The sequence below is a fragment of the Methylobacter sp. genome (assembly GCF_036845245.1).
In the GTDB taxonomy this organism is placed as follows: Bacteria; Pseudomonadota; Gammaproteobacteria; order Methylococcales; family Methylomonadaceae; genus Methylobacter_A.
Genome location: NZ_DAIUEH010000037.1, coordinates 1 through 17,104 on the forward strand (window position 1 = coordinate 1; position 17,104 = coordinate 17,104).

At 47.3% G+C, this 17,104-nt stretch carries 11 protein-coding genes; 6 read left to right on the plus strand and 5 right to left on the minus strand.

The genetic code is table 11. The features are described 5' to 3' along the window. Positions 1 to 342 precede the first annotated feature (342 nt). Positions 343 to 738 (plus strand): hypothetical protein, encoded by a 396-nt coding sequence (locus tag V7051_RS24705; protein ID WP_442919730.1) that lies wholly within the window; start codon positions 343 to 345, stop codon positions 736 to 738. Positions 739 to 922: 184 nt separating this feature from the next. Here the strand turns inward: V7051_RS24705 and V7051_RS16040 are convergent, their stop codons facing one another. The 3 genes from V7051_RS16040 to gap form a co-directional block, all read right to left on the minus strand. Beyond that, positions 923 to 2,275: an IS1182 family transposase gene (locus V7051_RS16040; RefSeq protein WP_333876659.1), complete on the minus strand. Its 1,353-nt coding sequence runs from the start codon at positions 2,273 to 2,275 to the stop codon at positions 923 to 925. A 285-nt stretch (positions 2,276 to 2,560) separates the two neighbouring features. Then, complete coding sequence (pyk, locus tag V7051_RS16045; RefSeq protein ID WP_333876657.1) at positions 2,561 to 3,985, minus strand: pyruvate kinase; 1,425 nt, start codon at positions 3,983 to 3,985, stop codon at positions 2,561 to 2,563. A gap of 15 nt (positions 3,986 to 4,000) precedes the next feature. Beyond that, positions 4,001 to 5,014 (minus strand): type I glyceraldehyde-3-phosphate dehydrogenase, encoded by a 1,014-nt coding sequence (gene gap / locus V7051_RS16050; RefSeq protein ID WP_333876655.1) that lies wholly within the window; start codon positions 5,012 to 5,014, stop codon positions 4,001 to 4,003. Positions 5,015 to 5,306: 292 nt separating this feature from the next. On the opposite strand from gap, the gene V7051_RS16055 reads away from it, so the two are divergent. Then, a complete protein-coding gene (locus V7051_RS16055; RefSeq protein ID WP_333876654.1) occupies positions 5,307 to 8,348 on the plus strand; it encodes a bifunctional diguanylate cyclase/phosphodiesterase in 3,042 nt (1,013 codons plus the stop codon). Between the two features lie 2 nt (positions 8,349 to 8,350). Here the strand turns inward: V7051_RS16055 and V7051_RS16060 are convergent, their stop codons facing one another. Both V7051_RS16060 and argH read right to left on the minus strand, forming a co-directional pair. Beyond that, positions 8,351 to 11,155, minus strand: a complete 2,805-nt coding sequence (locus tag V7051_RS16060) for a class I adenylate cyclase (RefSeq protein WP_333876652.1) — start codon at positions 11,153 to 11,155, stop codon at positions 8,351 to 8,353. Positions 11,156 to 11,170: 15 nt separating this feature from the next. After that, positions 11,171 to 12,565, minus strand: a complete 1,395-nt coding sequence (gene argH, locus V7051_RS16065; protein ID WP_333876650.1) for an argininosuccinate lyase — start codon at positions 12,563 to 12,565, stop codon at positions 11,171 to 11,173. 172 nt (positions 12,566 to 12,737) lie between these two features. Between argH and hemC the strand changes: the two genes are divergently transcribed. The 4 genes from hemC (at position 12,738) to V7051_RS16085 (ending at position 17,002) form a co-directional block, all read left to right on the plus strand. Next, positions 12,738 to 13,664 (plus strand): hydroxymethylbilane synthase, encoded by a 927-nt coding sequence (gene hemC / locus V7051_RS16070; protein WP_333876648.1) that lies wholly within the window; start codon positions 12,738 to 12,740, stop codon positions 13,662 to 13,664. Positions 13,665 to 13,730: 66 nt separating this feature from the next. Further along, complete coding sequence (locus V7051_RS16075) at positions 13,731 to 14,507, plus strand: uroporphyrinogen-III synthase (protein ID WP_333876660.1); 777 nt, start codon at positions 13,731 to 13,733, stop codon at positions 14,505 to 14,507. After that, entirely contained in the window at positions 14,495 to 15,754 is a 1,260-nt protein-coding gene (locus V7051_RS16080; RefSeq protein ID WP_333876646.1) for a uroporphyrinogen-III C-methyltransferase, read from the plus strand. Before V7051_RS16075 ends, V7051_RS16080 begins: the two co-directional genes overlap by 13 nt. A gap of 15 nt (positions 15,755 to 15,769) precedes the next feature. Beyond that, complete coding sequence (locus tag V7051_RS16085; protein ID WP_333876644.1) at positions 15,770 to 17,002, plus strand: heme biosynthesis HemY N-terminal domain-containing protein; 1,233 nt, start codon at positions 15,770 to 15,772, stop codon at positions 17,000 to 17,002. Positions 17,003 to 17,104 lie beyond the last annotated feature (102 nt).

A 17,104-nucleotide genomic window follows, 5' to 3' on the forward strand; every position in this document is an offset into this window, starting at 1 on the left:
TAAAAAAATAATCAAAATTTTTTCAACTAAAACCGGCCAAGGTAATTGTCGTCACTCGGACAGGATAGTTGACGCCGGACACAATTAGCGTAGTCCAGGTAAAAGCTCTTGAAATGGCGAAAATGCAGTTGATGAAATGACGGCCCGCGTCATCAGCTCACCCATGCTCAACTCACGCCGTCGTCTGCGCTTTTTCTCTGAGGATGACAGCAAATGCTGTTCCCAAGTGGGCTCGAATAAGCGACAGAAGTCATCCTAACGCTTATGTTATATTAATAAACAATAGGTTATGATAAATTCGGATACTCGCCCACTGCTTTTTTATCCCGAACTCAGGTGTAGTTGATCTGCACGCCGATCAACTACACCAGCTTCAATCTGTCCGAGCATTTGGATCATGTCAGCCACGATGTGGTGAGCAACTTCATGAAACAGAGCCGAATAATGGCTTCAATCCGGCATCATCGTCAAACTGAAAAAAGTATCTTAAGGTCAAATTATTCAAGCTGGTCGCCCCAGACGGCGACATTGACTGGCTCATCACTAATGAATGTCAACCTGCCAGCGCAGATCGCTCAATACGCGAACGACGTGCGCTGGCAGGTCGAAGAATTTCACCGCGAACTCAAACAGTTGGCCGGCTCCCAGAAATGCCAACGCCCAAGGCCGCTCTCAACGCAATCACATCGCTTGTTGCTACCGCGCGCGGATTTCCTAAAGTCAAAGCGAATGCCTTGAAAAAGTCCCTAGGAGTCTGTCGGACAGGGCTCTGCATTATTCCGACCATTGCTTGCCCTATACGGATTTTTGGCGGCATTGATTCCTCGGTTCGTAAACCGATTATCACTGTTCCACATTGAAAAATGGTCGGGCTTTATCCCAGTTCTGCCTAACTAAGAGTGATTTCGGGTCATTTTTCCCGCTATCCTGCGGACAACACATGCATCCGCTTTAAATTGAAGGCCATCGTTACCAACTTCCATTCACCCGTCACTGCGTCGAGGCCTCTTAACGAGAATTGGCGAAAGCCCAGCACCTGTTTAATGATGCCAAATACCGGCTCGACCGTGCTTTTGCGTTTGCCGTAAAGCGCACGACCACTCTGGGTTTTAAGTTTCCAGGCCATTTTGACCAGTGGATCAGCGGCTTCAGGTTCGGGCGCATCGGGCGTCAACCGCTGTTCCAGTGGTAGGTGATGGATTTGCCGGCCCAATGCGATGAGCGGTGTAATCTTGTGATCCACACAGGCCTGGATATTGTCTTTGCTGAAGTAGCCGTTGTCAGCCAGTAGTGTTTCCGGCTTGCCGAGCTTGTCTTGCACAGCCTTCAGTTCGCTCAACATCGGTTCGACTTGCTGGTTGTCGTTGGTGTGCTGGGTGAGTGTGGTGGCGACGACCAACATACTGTCGACATCGACGGCAGCTTGGGCGTTGTAGCCTTGTACAACGCCGTTGGCGCTCGGCATGATGCGCGATTCTTCGTCGGTCAGGTTGATCTGGTCTTTAGCTTGGGGGCCGATTTCGGGAGCTTTCGGCTCTTTGCCTCGGGGCTTTTTACCCGCTACGCGTAGGGCCTCACGGCGGGCAAGTTTTTCTTGGTAGTCTTTCTGGGCCTGTTCGTCGCGCTCTTTAACCCGCTCGGCAATCTTGGCCTTGGCTTCCGTCAGGGCTTTTAAGCGGTCTTCCCGGCGTGCCACTTCGGCTGGCAAGTCAATCCCGTCGGCCAATTCCTCCTGATCGACGTCCGCCGCCTTTTTCAGCAAGGTCTGCACTTCTTCACGTAGCTGGGCTTCCAGTTTTTCGATATGGCCGTGGGACAAGGCTTTGTGCTTTGAGGCATTCGCTTTGATTTTGGTGCCATCCAACGAAATCTGTCCCAGCTTGACCAGCTTCATTGCCTGAGCCAAGCTCAAAACTTGTACAAACAAGTCCTCCATCTCCACCAGAAAGGTCTTGCGAAAATGGGCCAGGGTGTCGTGGTCGGGATGATGGTTGGCGGCAATGAACCGGAAAGCTACCGAATCGTAAGTCGCCCTCTCGATCTTGCGACTGGAGAAGGTGCCGCTGGCATAGCCGTAGACCAGCAAGGCCAACATCATTGCCGACTGATAAGCCGCTGAACCACTCCCGGAATAACGGCGCGTCAACTTGGACAAATCGAGCTGATCGATCACCTCAACGATAAACCGCGCCAAGTGTCCTTTCGGCAACCATTCGTCCACAGACGGCGGAAGCAAATACTGTTGGCTTCGATCAAATTGGATAAAGCGACTCATAAAATCATGCCGGTGAAATTGTTGAATTCAGTGCTATTTTACAATATATGAAACGTAAAAGCTGATAAGTCCGACAGGCTCCTAGGCCGATTTGTTTTCCGACTATTTGCGAGCCGAACTACGTCATCCCAGAATTAAGACTTATTCCGGAGGATAGCGAATGCTCTATAATTAATAGCCTGAAAAATTTTTTCCGGCTATTAATTGAGATGTGATATTTGTTAGAAGTGTAATATTCTCGGACTGAGAGTTATCAGGAGATCAGTACAACGCTGAAAAGAGTTATTATCCAACCGTGATAACTTTTAAAGCGTTAGTGCCTCCCGGTATTCCTTCGAGGTCACCTTGAGTGATAATGAATGTGTCACCGTCAGTAGCGACTCCGCGCCTTTTTAATTCCGCAATGATAGCCCTGTTTACTTCAGCATGATCGCTAAGGTCATGGATGAAAAGCACCGGAAAAACACCGCGATATAAAGTGACTTTACCAAGCGTTTCTTGTTTAGGGCTGAGCGCAAAAATTGGAATGCCGGAGCTGATTCTGGACATCCATAATGTTGTAGAGCCAGATTCGGTTAACGCAGCAATACCATGAATTTTGGTGTGATTAGCCAAATACATGGCAGACATTGCAATGGCTTCGTCAACGCGCTCAAATTGAAGTTCAACGCGGTGGCCTGAAACACGAACTTTGGGCTGTTTTTCCGCTTCAATACAAACACGATGCATTGCTTCAATCGCTTTAATCGGATATTTACCAGACGCTGTTTCTGCTGATAGCATAATGACATCTGTACCATCGTAAACTGCATTGGCAACATCAAAAACTTCGGCACGAGTAGGAATCGGGTTGTCGATCATTGATTCCATCATTTGTGTGGCGGTAATTGCAACGCGATTGAGTTCCCTTGTGCGTTTAATCAGCATTTTTTGCACGGCAGGCAGATTGGCATCACCAATTTCAACGCCGAGGTCGCCGCGAGCAACCATGACAGCATCAGATGCCAGGATGATTTCATCAATAACATCCAAAGCTTCGGCTCGTTCAACTTTAGACACGATGCCGGCATGACAGCCTTCAGCAACCAGCAGACGGCGCGCTTCATGAAGATCTTCAGCGGTGCGGGGAAAAGAAATGGCTACATAATCGCATTTCATTATCGCAATCGTTTTAATATCTTCCTTATCTTTGTCGGTTAAGGCGGCCGCCGAAAGACCCCCGCCTAGCAGGTTGATGCCTTTGTTATTAGACAAATCACCACCAACGACAACAGTACAGTTAACGCGCATGTTTTCAACATTGACCACGTCAAGTACGATACGTCCATCGTCCAGCAGCAGTCTGCTGCCTGGCTTGACTTCTAAAGCTAATGGCTCGTAAGTAATACCAACCTGAGTGTTGTCGCCAGCCATCGGATCAAAATTGATGTCCAGAGCAAAGCTTTGCCCCTCTTTTAATAACACCTTGGTATCTTTAAAGCGGGCAATGCGAATTTTAGGTCCTTGCAAATCAGCCAAAATACCTACCAATCTGCCGGTTTTCAAGCTAAGTTCGCGGACAGCGTTCGCTCTGTTGATGTGGTCTTGAGCAGAACCATGGGAAAAGTTCATGCGAACAAAGTCAAGGCCTGCTGCAAACATGCCCTCAAGTACACCGGGCTTATCTGTAGCAGGGCCCAGTGTTGCTAAAATTTTGGTTCTTCTTAACATTATGTGGGAAATCCGTTATTTTGCGTTAACTAAAGCAATTGTCGTATCCAGCATACGGTTTGAGAAGCCCCATTCGTTGTCATACCAAGATAGAACCTTTACAAGGTTGCCATTCATGACTTTGGTCAATGCTGCATCATAGATTGACGATGCAGGATTGTGATTAAAATCGATTGAAACCAGTGGTAAGCTGTTGAAGTCCAGAATGCCTTTTAATGAGCCTTCAGATGCTGTTTTCAATATTTGGTCAATTTCTTCTTTGCTGGTATTTCTGGCAGCTTGGAAGGTTAAATCAACAACAGAAACATTGATAGTCGGTACGCGCATTGCGAAACCATCCATTTTTCCAACCAGTTCAGGCAAAACCAAACCAACAGCGGCTGCTGCGCCAGTCTTTGTTGGGATCATTGATTGGGTGGCTGAGCGAGCGCGGTGTAAATCACTGTGATAGACGTCAGTCAGAACCTGGTCATTGGTGTAAGAGTGAATGGTGGTCATTAAGCCATGTACCACGCCAACGGTGTCGAGCAAAGGCTTAACTAAAGGCGATAAGCAATTGGTTGTGCAAGATGCGTTAGAAATGACAGTATCCGATGCTTTCAGAACATCATGATTTACACCGTAAACGATGGTTGCATCGACATCGTTGCCGCCGGGTGCTGAAATAATGACTTTTTTTGCGCCGGCAGTAATATGCGCAGATGCCTTGGCTTTGCTGGTGAATAAACCGGTACATTCGTGAACGGCATCAATACCGAGTTCTGCCCATGGCAGTTTTGAGGGGTCTCTTTCAGAGAATACCTTGATTTTATCGCCGTTAATGACGATGTAATCTCCATCAACACTCACTTCGAAAGGAAATTTTCCATGCACGGAATCGTATTGAGTCAGGTGAGCATTTGTTTTAGCGTCGCCTAAATCATTGATTGCAACAATTTGAATTTCATTGGTACGGCCTGCTTCGTATAACGCGCGAACGATATTACGCCCAATACGACCATAACCATTGATTGCAACTTTAATTGGCATAGATTTTCTCCAGAGTGATGAAAATGAAAACTTACAAAAATGGATAACCCTAAGGTATCCGGGAACCTTGTTAATTATATCAAAAGTTAAGGGGGTTAGTCTATTTACGTAGGAAACAGCTATTGCGGCTATAAGCATGTTGCTATACTAACGAATCGTTAAAAATTATAGAGTTCGCTATTGTTTGTTCATGGCTTTAAAGTTCGCCTGGAAAGAAGCTGGGATAATGCGCGGCTTAATTTAAAGTTTGAGTCTAAAATTATGCATACCGCAACAACAGCGAAGGACTGACTTGAAAATAAATCCTCTTCCGCTGCTCCAACGTCTCAAAGTATGGCAGTTATGGTTTTTCTCAGTGATTCTCTCGATGTTGTTGACCGAGGTTGTTGTTGCTGCGATGGGGCTATTGCTAAAGGGTGAGGTGCCTCCCGATTATCTGCTTACCGGATTGGTTGCATCCTTTTTTGTGGCTTCTTTGGTTGTGGCCATGCTGGGTTACTTTCTTGGACATCTCACCGAGAGTCAGTTGCAATTGCACGCTATCATTGAGGCCGAGCCTGAGTGTGTGAAACTGGTGGCAGCAGACGGAACAGTATTACAGATAAACCGTGCCGGATTGAATATGATTGAAGCAGAGTCTCTGGATCAAATCATCGGTCAACCCATACTACAATTTATGGCGCCGGAATATCGGGACGCCTTTATGGCGTTGATAAAGCGCGTGTTTGAGGGCGAGTCCGGCAATCTGAAGTTCGAGATGCGTGGACTCAAGGGTATACAACGCTGGATGGATACGCATGCGGTTCCTTTACGCGATTCATCCGGGCATATTACTGCATTGCTTGCCGTTACTCGCGATATCACCGACCACAAGGCATCGGAGACGGCATTACAAGAAGCTTTGGATCGCCTTCAAAAAATTGCCAGTCGAGTTCCCGGACTCGTATTTCAATTTCAGATGCACCCTGATGGCAGTTCCTGCTTTCCGTTTGCCAGTGAAGCGATCCGAGATATCTATCGAGTCAGTCCGGAGGATGTTCGAGATGATGCGTCGATGGTATACGCTGCTCTACACCCCGACGATTATGACAATATCGTTTCTTCCATCAACGCATCGGCAAAAAACTTGACTCCTTGGCGGCATGAATATCGTGTCAAGTTCAACGATGGTAAGGTGCGTTGGCTGTTCGGCAACTCATTGCCACAGCAGGAAGCGGATGGTTCGATACTTTGGCACGGCTTTATCACCGATGTCACTGAACGCAAGCGGGCAACGGCGTCACTGTTAGAGAGCGAAGCCCGTTTCCGTACTATGGCGGACAGCGCGCCAGTGTTGATCTGGATTGCCAGGCCGGACAAATATTTCCATTACTTCAATAAGGGCTGGCTGGAATTTACCGGACGGACAATGGAACAGGAAATAGGCAATGGCTGGGTAGCTAACGTACATCCTGAAGATTTTCAGCATTGCTTTAATACCTACGTTACCTCTTTCGATGCCCGCCATGAATTCAGTATGGAATATCGTTTGCGCCGCTTTGATGGTGAATATCGCTGGATGCTCGATCATGGTGTGCCGCTTTATGATGAACAAGATACATTCCTCGGGTACATTGGTTCCAGTATCGATATTACCATGCGTAAGCTGGCTGAAACAGATCTGCGTATCGCCTCCACCGCTTTCGAATCCCAGGAAGCCATGGCCATTACCGATAACAATCAAGTTATTCTCCGGGTCAATCAGGCTTTTGTCCGGGTTACTGGTTATAGCGTTGAGGAAGCCGTTGGAAAAACTCCGGCTTTGCTCAAGTCAGGACGTCAGGATGACCAATTCTACCAGGCTATGTGGGAAAGTTTATCTCGTGATGGACACTGGCAAGGCGAAATCTGGAACCGGCGTAAAAACGGCGAGATATATCCGGAATGGCTCAATATTACAGCCGTAACAGATGATCGTGGTCAGGTTACCAACTATGTTGCTTCATTTACCGATATTACCGAGCGTAAATCGGCGGAAGACGAAATCCAGCATCTGGCTTTCCATGACGCGCTTACCCAGCTGCCAAACCGTCGCTTGTTGCTGGAGCGTTTGAAGCACGGGATTGACGTAGAACGACGCGAAGGCAAGCAGCTGGCATTGCTGATGCTCGACCTGGATCGTTTTAAAGCAGTCAACGACAGCTTGGGACACCAGGCGGGTGACGAGTTATTGCAACAAGTCGCCCACAGAATAACAAGCCGATTACGTGAGGTAGACATGGTTGCCCGTTTGGGCGGCGATGAATTTATCGTCTTGCTGGAAGATATTACTCACCCGGACGATGCCGCACGAGTCGCTGAAGAAATTATTGCCGACTTAAGCAAATCGTTTCAGCTTATCCAGAGCGACGATGTGCAGATCGGCGCCAGCATAGGTATCAGCTTGTATCCGCAGCATGCAGACAACCCTGAAATGTTACTGGATCACGCTGATACAGCGTTGTATCACGCCAAAGATAACGGACGCGGCTGTTTTGCTTACTTTTCCGAAGATTTGACGATTGCTGTCCGTCAGCGTATCGCATTGGAAGCGCGTCTGCGCAAGGCGATTAAACAGCAGGAGTTGAGGGTGTTCTATCAACCGCAAATGGATATCGCCAGTGGGCGTATTGTCGGCGCTGAGGCGTTGGTGCGCTGGCTGGATCCGGTCGAAGGATTGATTCCACCTTGCCGCTTTATTCCTATTGCCGAAGAAACCAATTTAATTGTGGAGATTGGCGAATGGGTGCTGCGCGAAACCTGCCGACAAGGCCTGCAGTGGCTGGAGATGGGGCTGCCGCCGATAACTCTGGCGGTTAATGTTTCTCCGCACCAATTCCGGCGCAGTGACATTAGCGCATTGGTTGCAACGGTGCTGCGAGATACCGGTTTTCCGGCAGGGCAGCTGGAATTGGAAATTACCGAAAGCGGATTGATGGAGAATCAGGATAAAACGACAAATATTCTGAACAGCCTGCATGCTCAAGGTGTTCATCTTGCTATTGATGATTTCGGCACCGGTTATTCGTCATTGACCTATCTCAAACACTTTCCTTTGGACGTATTGAAAATCGATAAAAGTTTTATCGATGATATTCCTCATAATAAAGACGATATGGAAATTGCAGCGACCATTGTAGCAATGGGGCATATCTTAGGCTTTAAGGTGTTGGCGGAAGGTGTGGAAACGCTGGAACAGCTGGCTTTCCTGCAAACGCAAAATTGTGATTTATACCAAGGCTATCTTAAGAGTCAGCCTCTGCCGGCGGATGAGTTTGTCGAGCTGCTCCAGAAGGACGATTTAATAAATAGGTAAAATTAAATATTAAATTTATCCTCTATTTTCTGTTTGTAGTTTAAATAATGAATAGTTTGCAGTTTTCCCGGGTTGTCGATGCGGAATGCGGAAAGCGGCAAGTCGATGTCAGTAATATGAATCGGATAATTAATCTTACCGTTCCTGAACTGGAGTATATGTTGGTAAGCGGCAAAAAAAACTTGATTGCCGTGGTCCAGCGAGGAAAACTCTTTTTCATTACAATAGATCGAATAGATAATGCCCTTATGAGTATCTTCCCCGGTGATGCGCAAGCTTAATTCCTGGTTTGAGGATATTGCTTTCAGTTGTACCGGGTTATAAGAAAAAACGCCGGTCGGATTTTTCTTGATTTCGTAATATTCAATCGTCAAAAGCGTTTCAAAAAGATTGCGGTTGAGTAGCGATTCTAAAAAAATGGAGTATTGCTTTAGCAGATGGTTAGGATTTGTTTTGCTATGCTGCTGCATATATAAAGCTCCTTTTTCATCAACAATATAGACACTGGTGTCGGCTTTGCTTTCATAGTAAAAAAGCTGAATCACTTGCGGCCTGTTCAGCGAGTAAATAAGATGGATAGGCGTGTTTTCGAGGACGGTCTGGTCAAAATGAATGGTGCTGAACTGTTCTTGAGGGCTGGCTAATTCATTTAATAACAGTTTTTTTGTCGCCAGCTCTTTGTAGCTTAGAGCTTTATTTGTCGACTGAAAAACATAAAATGAAGTTCCGCCGGGTAAAATATAGCGGGGTGAGCGATTATGATGTTGTTTGGCAAAAATTCTAACCAAGTTGTTAAATACAGCTTCAACGCGAAGAATAATACCCTTGGCCCGGGCCGGAGTGTGGCAAATAAACTTCAGGTCGCTCACAGATGGCGGCTTTTTGTTATTAATGATGTCCGTTAAACAATTAAACAGCCCCTCTATACCTTCATCCTGACTGGTTGTGATTTCTCCCCAGCTGGACAGTGAAATCCTGTTGATAGTTTGGATAAAGCACTGGCGGCTCATGCCGTAACTTAACGCATCGGAACGCTCGCTCATAACGCACAAGTCGTCGTCATCCGATATTCCCATATTGATAATAATCAGTGAATTCAACTGAGCTTTGAGGGTTTGGTAGGTTTCCAGCGAAGGGTCGTAATTAAAGTTCCGGGTTAAAAAAAGATTGATTTGTGTCAGGGTTGAATGCAATTCTTCATTCGGCATCTTAAGGGAATGCGAACTGAATTGGAGCTTTAGTTGTTTGTGATAGAGTCCGTTGATGATCAGCCAGCAAAGGATTTCGATCAGAGACCGGCATTTTTGTATGGGGTCAAAATCTGCGGCGTTAGTCATCTGTATGTTTTTCAGGTACAAAGCCCAGCCATTGTCGCCGCCCGGAAGACGATCTTCTACGATAGATAATATATTTTCTTTTGAGTGGACTTCGGAGCGCGTGGTAATGATTTCAATCTTACCGGGTCTTTTTTCCAAAAAGGCGTGAAGCTTTCTACCGATCAATTTCAGGTCATTACTGTTTTCCTGGTTTTGGGCTACATAGCTTCTGGCGAATCCCATGATCATGCGATAACAGTGGGTCAATTGCTGCACGATAACGGCATGTTCCGATGTTGCTTTTTTTATATTCCAGAGCCGCTGGTATTTAAGGTTATCAATAGTGGATGTTGGCCAATTCCAGTTTTTAGCAATAGATAGCATATATTTCTCCCTGACAGCTCTGGTCTGGGAGTCCATAGTATTATCGGATGACCCCATCACTTTTAAATAAAAGCATTGACGAGCAAGGGCTAATCTTCCATGGCTATGCGCTTTTTGCAGATATTTTTCGACTTTTTGATAAATGAGCAAATAGGGGTCGAGATCGGCCGTCATATAGTCGCCCTGATAAACGGCTTTTTTTATGTCTTGGCACAGCCATTCAGTCTTGGGATATTCGCTGGCATAGCATTCCATTAACATCAGTTTCAATAGCGATTTATGCGGCGAATGCAGTGCTTTATAAAGATGCCAAAGGGTTGCGCTGGTAAATTCTTCAGCGGGGACGGCATCGAAACCACCAAAGTCGATAAGCTCATGCTCGGGAATGAACAGATTGGCTATTAAATGTTTGATATAGGCGGTGTAGTTGCCTTCTTCGTGAGGGGGAACCAACCACCATGCAGGGCTTTTTCCTGCAATATAAATTGCCGTCCGGTAAAATTCTTCAAGCAATAGATAATGCTGTGTTTGACCGCTGCTCTCTGTGGAAATCGGGGTGTTTTGGCCGAGCACGAATTGTTTACTGTCCATCAGGAAGAAATGCACTTCCAGACCCAATGATGCCGCCCAAATCTCTATTGCGGTGGCTTTTTTTTGCAGCTCATCAATGGCGCCGGGCAATAAGCCGGACTGATGGCATAGCCAGATATCCATGTCGCTGGTTTTGGAAAAAGCGATGCTGCCGACACTGCCCATTAAGAACAGGCCTTCAATGGGGTAAATGTGCGATGCCGGACGGGTATAATTGAAATTCTTTGCAAGTTGCCTGGCGGCATTTATGGTCTGGATGCCAGGATTGTATTCAGGTATTCCTGCTGGTGTCGTCGAGGAAATAAATCCCGGTAACATCGGGAAGTTGCAATGGAAAAGCAGGGGTAATAAATCCAGAAATGCTTGTTGGCGAGGTTGCAAAAACTCCTGGACGCGTTGTTCGCGTAACCGGTTCAAGCGTTTAAACCGGTGCTTGATAGTCTGGAGATCTTGTATGCTAATCTCTTCGCCGGGAGAGCCTAAATGGATAGCAGGCTCGTGGTGTGGTCTGGTCATGGCTAAGACGTTATTTTAATCTGAAGTTATCTGTTGCCGTGCGGTTTGGATGGCGAGTCTGACCGTATCGGGAGCCGTGCCGCCAATGTGTTTACGGGCCGAAACCGAGCCTTCCAGCGTTAAATAATCAAAAACATCAGCGGTAATTAATCCCGAAAAATGCTGTAGCTCTGACAGGGAGAGTTCGGATAAATCGCGTTGGCTTTCCAGTCCTAAACGAACTGCCAGGCCCACGACTTCATGGGCATCGCGAAAAGCCATGCCTTTACGTACCAGATAATCGGCAAGATCTGTGGCCGTGGCAAAGCCGCGTTTTGCTGAGTTGTACATATTGGCTTTTTTGGCCTCGATATGAGGAACCATGTCCGCATAAGCCCGCAAGCAATTAATTAAAGTATCTGCGGTATCGAAAAGCGGTTCTTTATCTTCCTGGTTATCTTTGTTGTAAGCCAGCGGTTGGCTTTTCATCAGCATCAGCAGTGAAACCAAATGACCGGTTACACGCCCTGATTTACCGCGCACCAGTTCGGGTACGTCGGGATTTTTCTTTTGCGGCATAATCGAGGAGCCGGTGCAAAAGGCATCGGGCATTTCGATAAAATCAAACTGGGCGCTGGACCATAAGATCAATTCTTCGGAAAAGCGTGATAAATGCATCATGATTAAGCTGCCGGCCGCCGTAAACTCAATCGCAAAATCACGGTCGCTGACCGAGTCCAACGAGTTAGCTGAGGGTCGGCTGAAACCAAGCAAATCGGAAGTCATCTGGCGGTCTATCGGATAGCTGGTTCCGGCTAATGCCGCAGAGCCTAAAGGCATGATGTTGACGCGCTTGCAGCAATCATGGAGTCTTTCCCGGTCGCGGCTGAGCATTTCAAACCAGGCCATCAGGTGATGGCCGAAAGTAATCGGCTGGGCGACCTGCAAATGGGTAAAACCCGGCATGATAGTGTCGGCGTGTTGCTCGGCCAAGTCCAGAATAGCTGTTTGCAGGCGGGTGAGCTGGCCTAAAATCTGTTTGATTTCACTGCGCAGGTAAAGACGAATATCCGTCGCCACCTGGTCATTGCGGGAGCGCCCGGTATGCAATTTTTTTCCGGCAATGCCGATTAAATCAGTCAGGCGGGCTTCAATGTTCATATGAACATCTTCCTGCTTGATCGACCAGACAAATTCGCCGTTAATGATTTCCTGACCGATTTGAGTAAGGCCGACAATAATAGCGTCGCGTTCCTGTTCAGTCAGGATGCCGCAAGCGCTGAGCATTTTGGCATGGGCGATCGAGCCCTCAATGTCCTGTTGCGCCATACGTTGGTCAAAATCGACAGAAGCTGTGAACACTTCAACGAAGGCATCGGTTGCTTGGGCAAAACGGGCGCTGGAAAGCTTGTCGGAATTAACGTTGGTCATGGTGGTTTTTTGCAGATTGACTTAAATATATAAATTATACAGCTAAAGCGATTGCTCCTGCTAACGCTCCTTATCCACATCCCGGACCGGTAATTCAAGTTCGATTAACCGTCATCAACTTACACGGGTTATAATTAAAAATATTTATTGTTGAAATATGAATGGTGTTCTTTTGACTGAAAAAATTATTCGCATTGCAACGCGCAGGAGTCCTTTGGCGTTATGGCAGGCAGAACATGTTGCAGAACGGTTGGAGCAAATATTTCCGGGATGCAGGACTGAGCTGGTTAAAATGACCACTCAAGGCGATAAGATCCTTGATGCGCCTTTAGCCAAGATTGGCGGCAAAGGTTTGTTTGTTAAAGAGCTGGAGCAAGGTATGTTGGAAGGATTGGCCGATATTGCCGTGCATTCGATGAAAGATGTGCCGGTAGAGTTTCCGGACGGTTTGCATTTGGCGGCGATTTTGACTCGCGAAGATCCGACCGATGCATTTGTCTCCAAGCATTATTCGACGTTACACGACTTACCGGCTAATGCCAGGATCGGCACGTCGAGCTTGCGCAGACAATGCCAGATTAAAGAACTTTACCCCAATGCTGAAATATTGTCGTTAAGAGGCAATGTCAACACCCGCTTGGCTAAGCTGGATGCCGGTGAATATGACGCCATTATTCTGGCTTCAGCCGGATTAAAAAGATTGGGCATGGCCGAGCGTATCACCCAATGCCTGGAAACTACCATCAGTCTGCCTGCAAGCGGCCAAGGCGCCATTGGCATAGAATGCCGTAGCGATGATCTCGAAATCAATGAAATGTTGAGCGCATTGCATGATGGCGAAACCGGACTGTGCGTAGCGGCGGAAAGAGCAATGAACGCACGTTTGAATGGCGGTTGCCAAGTACCGATTGCCGGGTTCGCACAGGTGCAAGGTGAACGGTTGTTTATGCGCGGTTTGGTCGGTAGCCCAGACGGCAGCTTGATCTATCGGGCTGAGCGGACAGGGGGACTGGACGAGGCCGAAGCCATTGGTAAAACGATTGCGGAAGACTTATTGGCTCAAGGTGCAGATAAAATTCTGCAAGCGTTGTTTCATTAAATGCAGTGATACAGGAGATAGATCAATGCATGGAGCAGTTGTCGAGGAGCAGGCCCGTTGAGTGAAGTGTTGAACGGCATACGCGTTTTAGTGACCCGGCCTGAGCATCAGGCGGAAAGCCTGAGCCGTTTAATTGAACAGAGCGGCGGGATATCCGTTCGGTTTCCGACATTGGACATCGTACCGAGGGATGCTGCCGAAGAGATAAAAAATACGTTGGCGAACCTGGACAGCTTCCATTGGGTTATTTTTATCAGCGCCAATGCAGTAAATTTTGCTCTAAAGGCGAATAGTGGCAAAATACCCCGCACGAAATTTGTGCGTTTTGCCGCCGTGGGCCAGTCAACCGCACAAGCCATGAAAATGGCCGGGTTACCTGTCGATTTGGTTCCTGAGAATGGTTATAACAGTGAAGCGTTGCTGGCGATGCCGCAATTACAGCAAGTCGAGAAGCAGCGTTTTTTAATCGTTCGCGGTGAGGGCGGACGTGAACAGCTGGCAACTACGTTACGCAGCAGAGGCGCAGAAGTTAATTATCTGGAAGTATATAAAAGAATAATCCCCCATATCGATAGCTCGCCGATTGTCGAGTTGCTTGCACAACACAGCCTGGACGTCATTACCGTAACCAGTGCCGAAGCATTGCAAAATTTGAATTTAATGCTGGGTGAAAATAATAAGCTATTGTCATTGATACCTTTAGTGGTAGTTAGCGATAGAATCAGGTGCATAGCTGCCGATATGGGATTTAATCGAATTACTGTGACGGATAGTCCTATCGATACAGCAATTCTTGAGACAGTAATAAAAGTGTGTGACAGGGGAATAGAGTGGCCGAATTGAGTGAACAACAAGAACAGAATGTGAGCGAGAATAATAAAGCTCACAGGTCGCGTAGCGGACTCTGGTTCGGCATCATTATGCTGCTCATCATCATAAGTGTGGCAGGTGCCGGATTTTATCTTTTTCAGCAATTGCGCTCTCAGCAGGATAATTTAGGCGGCGAAGTTAATAAAGGCGATATGCAGCTAATCGAATTATCTAAACAGATTAGCGGTTATCAGGCGCAACTTGCAGCCATTCAATCCCAACTGGCAACCGTCGAAGCCGATGTTGCCGGGAAAGACACTCATTTTACTAAAACCCTGGCGGATTTTTCCCAGCTACATAACGAAAAACTCGACAGCGCTCGGAACGAATTAAATGCCGCAATTTCCCAGGTACAACGACAATTAGGCAAGACCCGCGGCGACTGGTTAATTGCCGATGCGGAATATTTGTTAAGCATAGCCAATCAGCGCCTGTATTTGATGGGCGATGTAAATACCACCCGCGAAGCACTGGAAGCGGCGGATCAACGGCTCAGGGAAAGCGGGGATGCTGGTGCATTTAAAGTGCGCGAGCAAATCGCCAAGGATATTACCGCTATCCGTAATGTTGCCGTTGCCGATATCGTGGGTATGTATGCCTCGATTCAAGCGCTGCAAGATCAGGTCGATACCTTAACCTTGTTTTTGCCTTATACAGGAAAAACGTTAACTCAGCCGAAGCCGGCACCGGAGCCGACCGATAAGGAAGGCCAAACCTTGCTTGATTCGACCTTGGGGCAACTGGAAGGGATGGTGACCCTCAGGCATACCGAACATCCGATCAAAGAGATATTAACGCCGGAAGAAGCGCAGTTTATCCGTGAGCAGTTAAGAGTGAAGCTGGAGATGGTCAAAGTCGCCCTGGTTCAGCAAAATGAGCAACTTTACCAATCCAGCTTGGCCGATGCCAAAAAATGGACCGGACAAAACTTTGCCAAGAACGCAGAAACGGATAAGTTTGTCGCCGAGCTGGACAGGTTTAATGCTATTAAAATCCGCAGTCATTTCCCTGATATCAGCCTGTCGTTAAAAATGCTCAGGGATATTACCAAGCTGAGGCTGGAAGCCGATAAGGCGATGCCGCCCGCTGAAAAAACCAAATCCGAACAGGTTCCAAAACCGGTTGAGCCAGCCAATCCGGCCGAAGCGGTAAAGCCGGCAGAACCTGCTCCGCCTGCGGAGACATCTAAGCCGGTTGAAGCAGCACCTGCCGCACAATAATCCAGAGAGTACATAATGAAAAATATACTGTATTTTCTGGGTTCGCTGCTTATCGCCGTTGCCGCCGCATTTCTTGCCAATAAATGGTTGGGCGGATTTGAGAATCCCGGTTATGTTCTGATAGGTATCGGATACTGGTCCCTGGAAACCTCATTAATCGTTTTTACGGTTAGCCTGATCATGGGCTTTTTTGTATTTTACATTTTATTCAGGTTCTTAGGTTGGCTGCTCAGATTGCCGGGCCAAATCAAAAATCGAGGCAACAGCATCAAATTCAACCGTTCTCAAGAAGCGCTGATTGCAGGTCTGGTTGATTCCGCAGAAGGCAACTGGGAAAAAGCCGAAAAAGTATTAATCAAGCATGCTTCGCACAGTGGCGCGCCGTTGATCCATTACCTGACCGCAGCAAGAGCCGCGCAATCCCGTGGTGCGATTGACAAGAGAGATGAATATCTAAAAAAAGCAGCCGACCAGGCGCCGGGTTCTGATGTCGCAATAGGCCTGACTCAGGCGGAACTGCATTTATCGGAAAAACAATTCGAACAAGCCCTGGAGACACTGACACGCCTGCATTCCATCGATCCGACTCATGCCAGTGTTTTAAAATTGTTACACCAAGCTTATCAACAAGCCGGTGATTGGGAAGGCATCCGAAAACTGATTCCATCATTGAACAACAATAAAGTGTTGATGGAAGCCGAGATAAAGCTGCTGGAGACCGAAGCTTTCAGCAAATTATTAAAGCAGGCGGCCGAGCGAGGCAGTGTTGATGAAATTGAATCGCTGTGGGCAGAAATTCCCGATTACATAAAAAACATGAAAGGCGTTTCGGCGATCTATTTTGCTGCAATGATTGACGCAGGAGCGGGCGCAAAGGTTGAAGGCGGCTTGGCAAGAGCCTTGTCGACAACCTGGGATCAAACGTTGGTCGTGTTGTATGGCAATGTGCAATCGATTGATATTGCAAGACAGCTTGAAACCGCCGAGCAATGGTTGCTTATGCATCCTCGGGATGCGGTGTTCCTGACCGTTCTGGGTAAGTTAAGCATGAAATGCGGCGATAACCAAAAAGCGACAACCTACCTGACCAAAAGCCTATCAATCGAACCTACAGTTCCGGCTTATCAAATATTCGGCGATTTGTTGTTTGCCCAAGGCGATAAAGACAGAGCCAGTGAATGTTATAAGCAGGGTTTGGAGTTGGCGTCCAGCGAGATTGTTAGCCGGATTGATTCAATATCCGGGTAAGATGGGTAGAGCGGTAGCGACTTGTAAAGCACGAAGTGAAACCCAGCGCATCGATAATTGATTATGATGGGTATCGGCTATAGTCTCTACCCAGCGTACCCT

What these genes read in the sequence shown, in the direction of transcription:
- V7051_RS16040 (WP_333876659.1), bottom strand. Translation starts at nt 2,275, where the DNA reads ATGAGTCGCTTTATCCAATTTGATCGAAGCCAACAGTATTTGCTTCCG.
- pyk (WP_333876657.1), bottom strand. Translation starts at nt 3,985, where the DNA reads ATGTTAAGAAGAACCAAAATTTTAGCAACACTGGGCCCTGCTACAGAT.
- gap (WP_333876655.1), bottom strand. Translation starts at nt 5,014, where the DNA reads ATGCCAATTAAAGTTGCAATCAATGGTTATGGTCGTATTGGGCGTAAT.
- V7051_RS16060 (WP_333876652.1), bottom strand. Translation starts at nt 11,155, where the DNA reads ATGACCAGACCACACCACGAGCCTGCTATCCATTTAGGCTCTCCCGGC.
- argH (WP_333876650.1), bottom strand. Translation starts at nt 12,565, where the DNA reads ATGACCAACGTTAATTCCGACAAGCTTTCCAGCGCCCGTTTTGCCCAA.
- V7051_RS16085 (WP_333876644.1), top strand. Translation starts at nt 15,770, where the DNA reads ATGAAAAATATACTGTATTTTCTGGGTTCGCTGCTTATCGCCGTTGCC.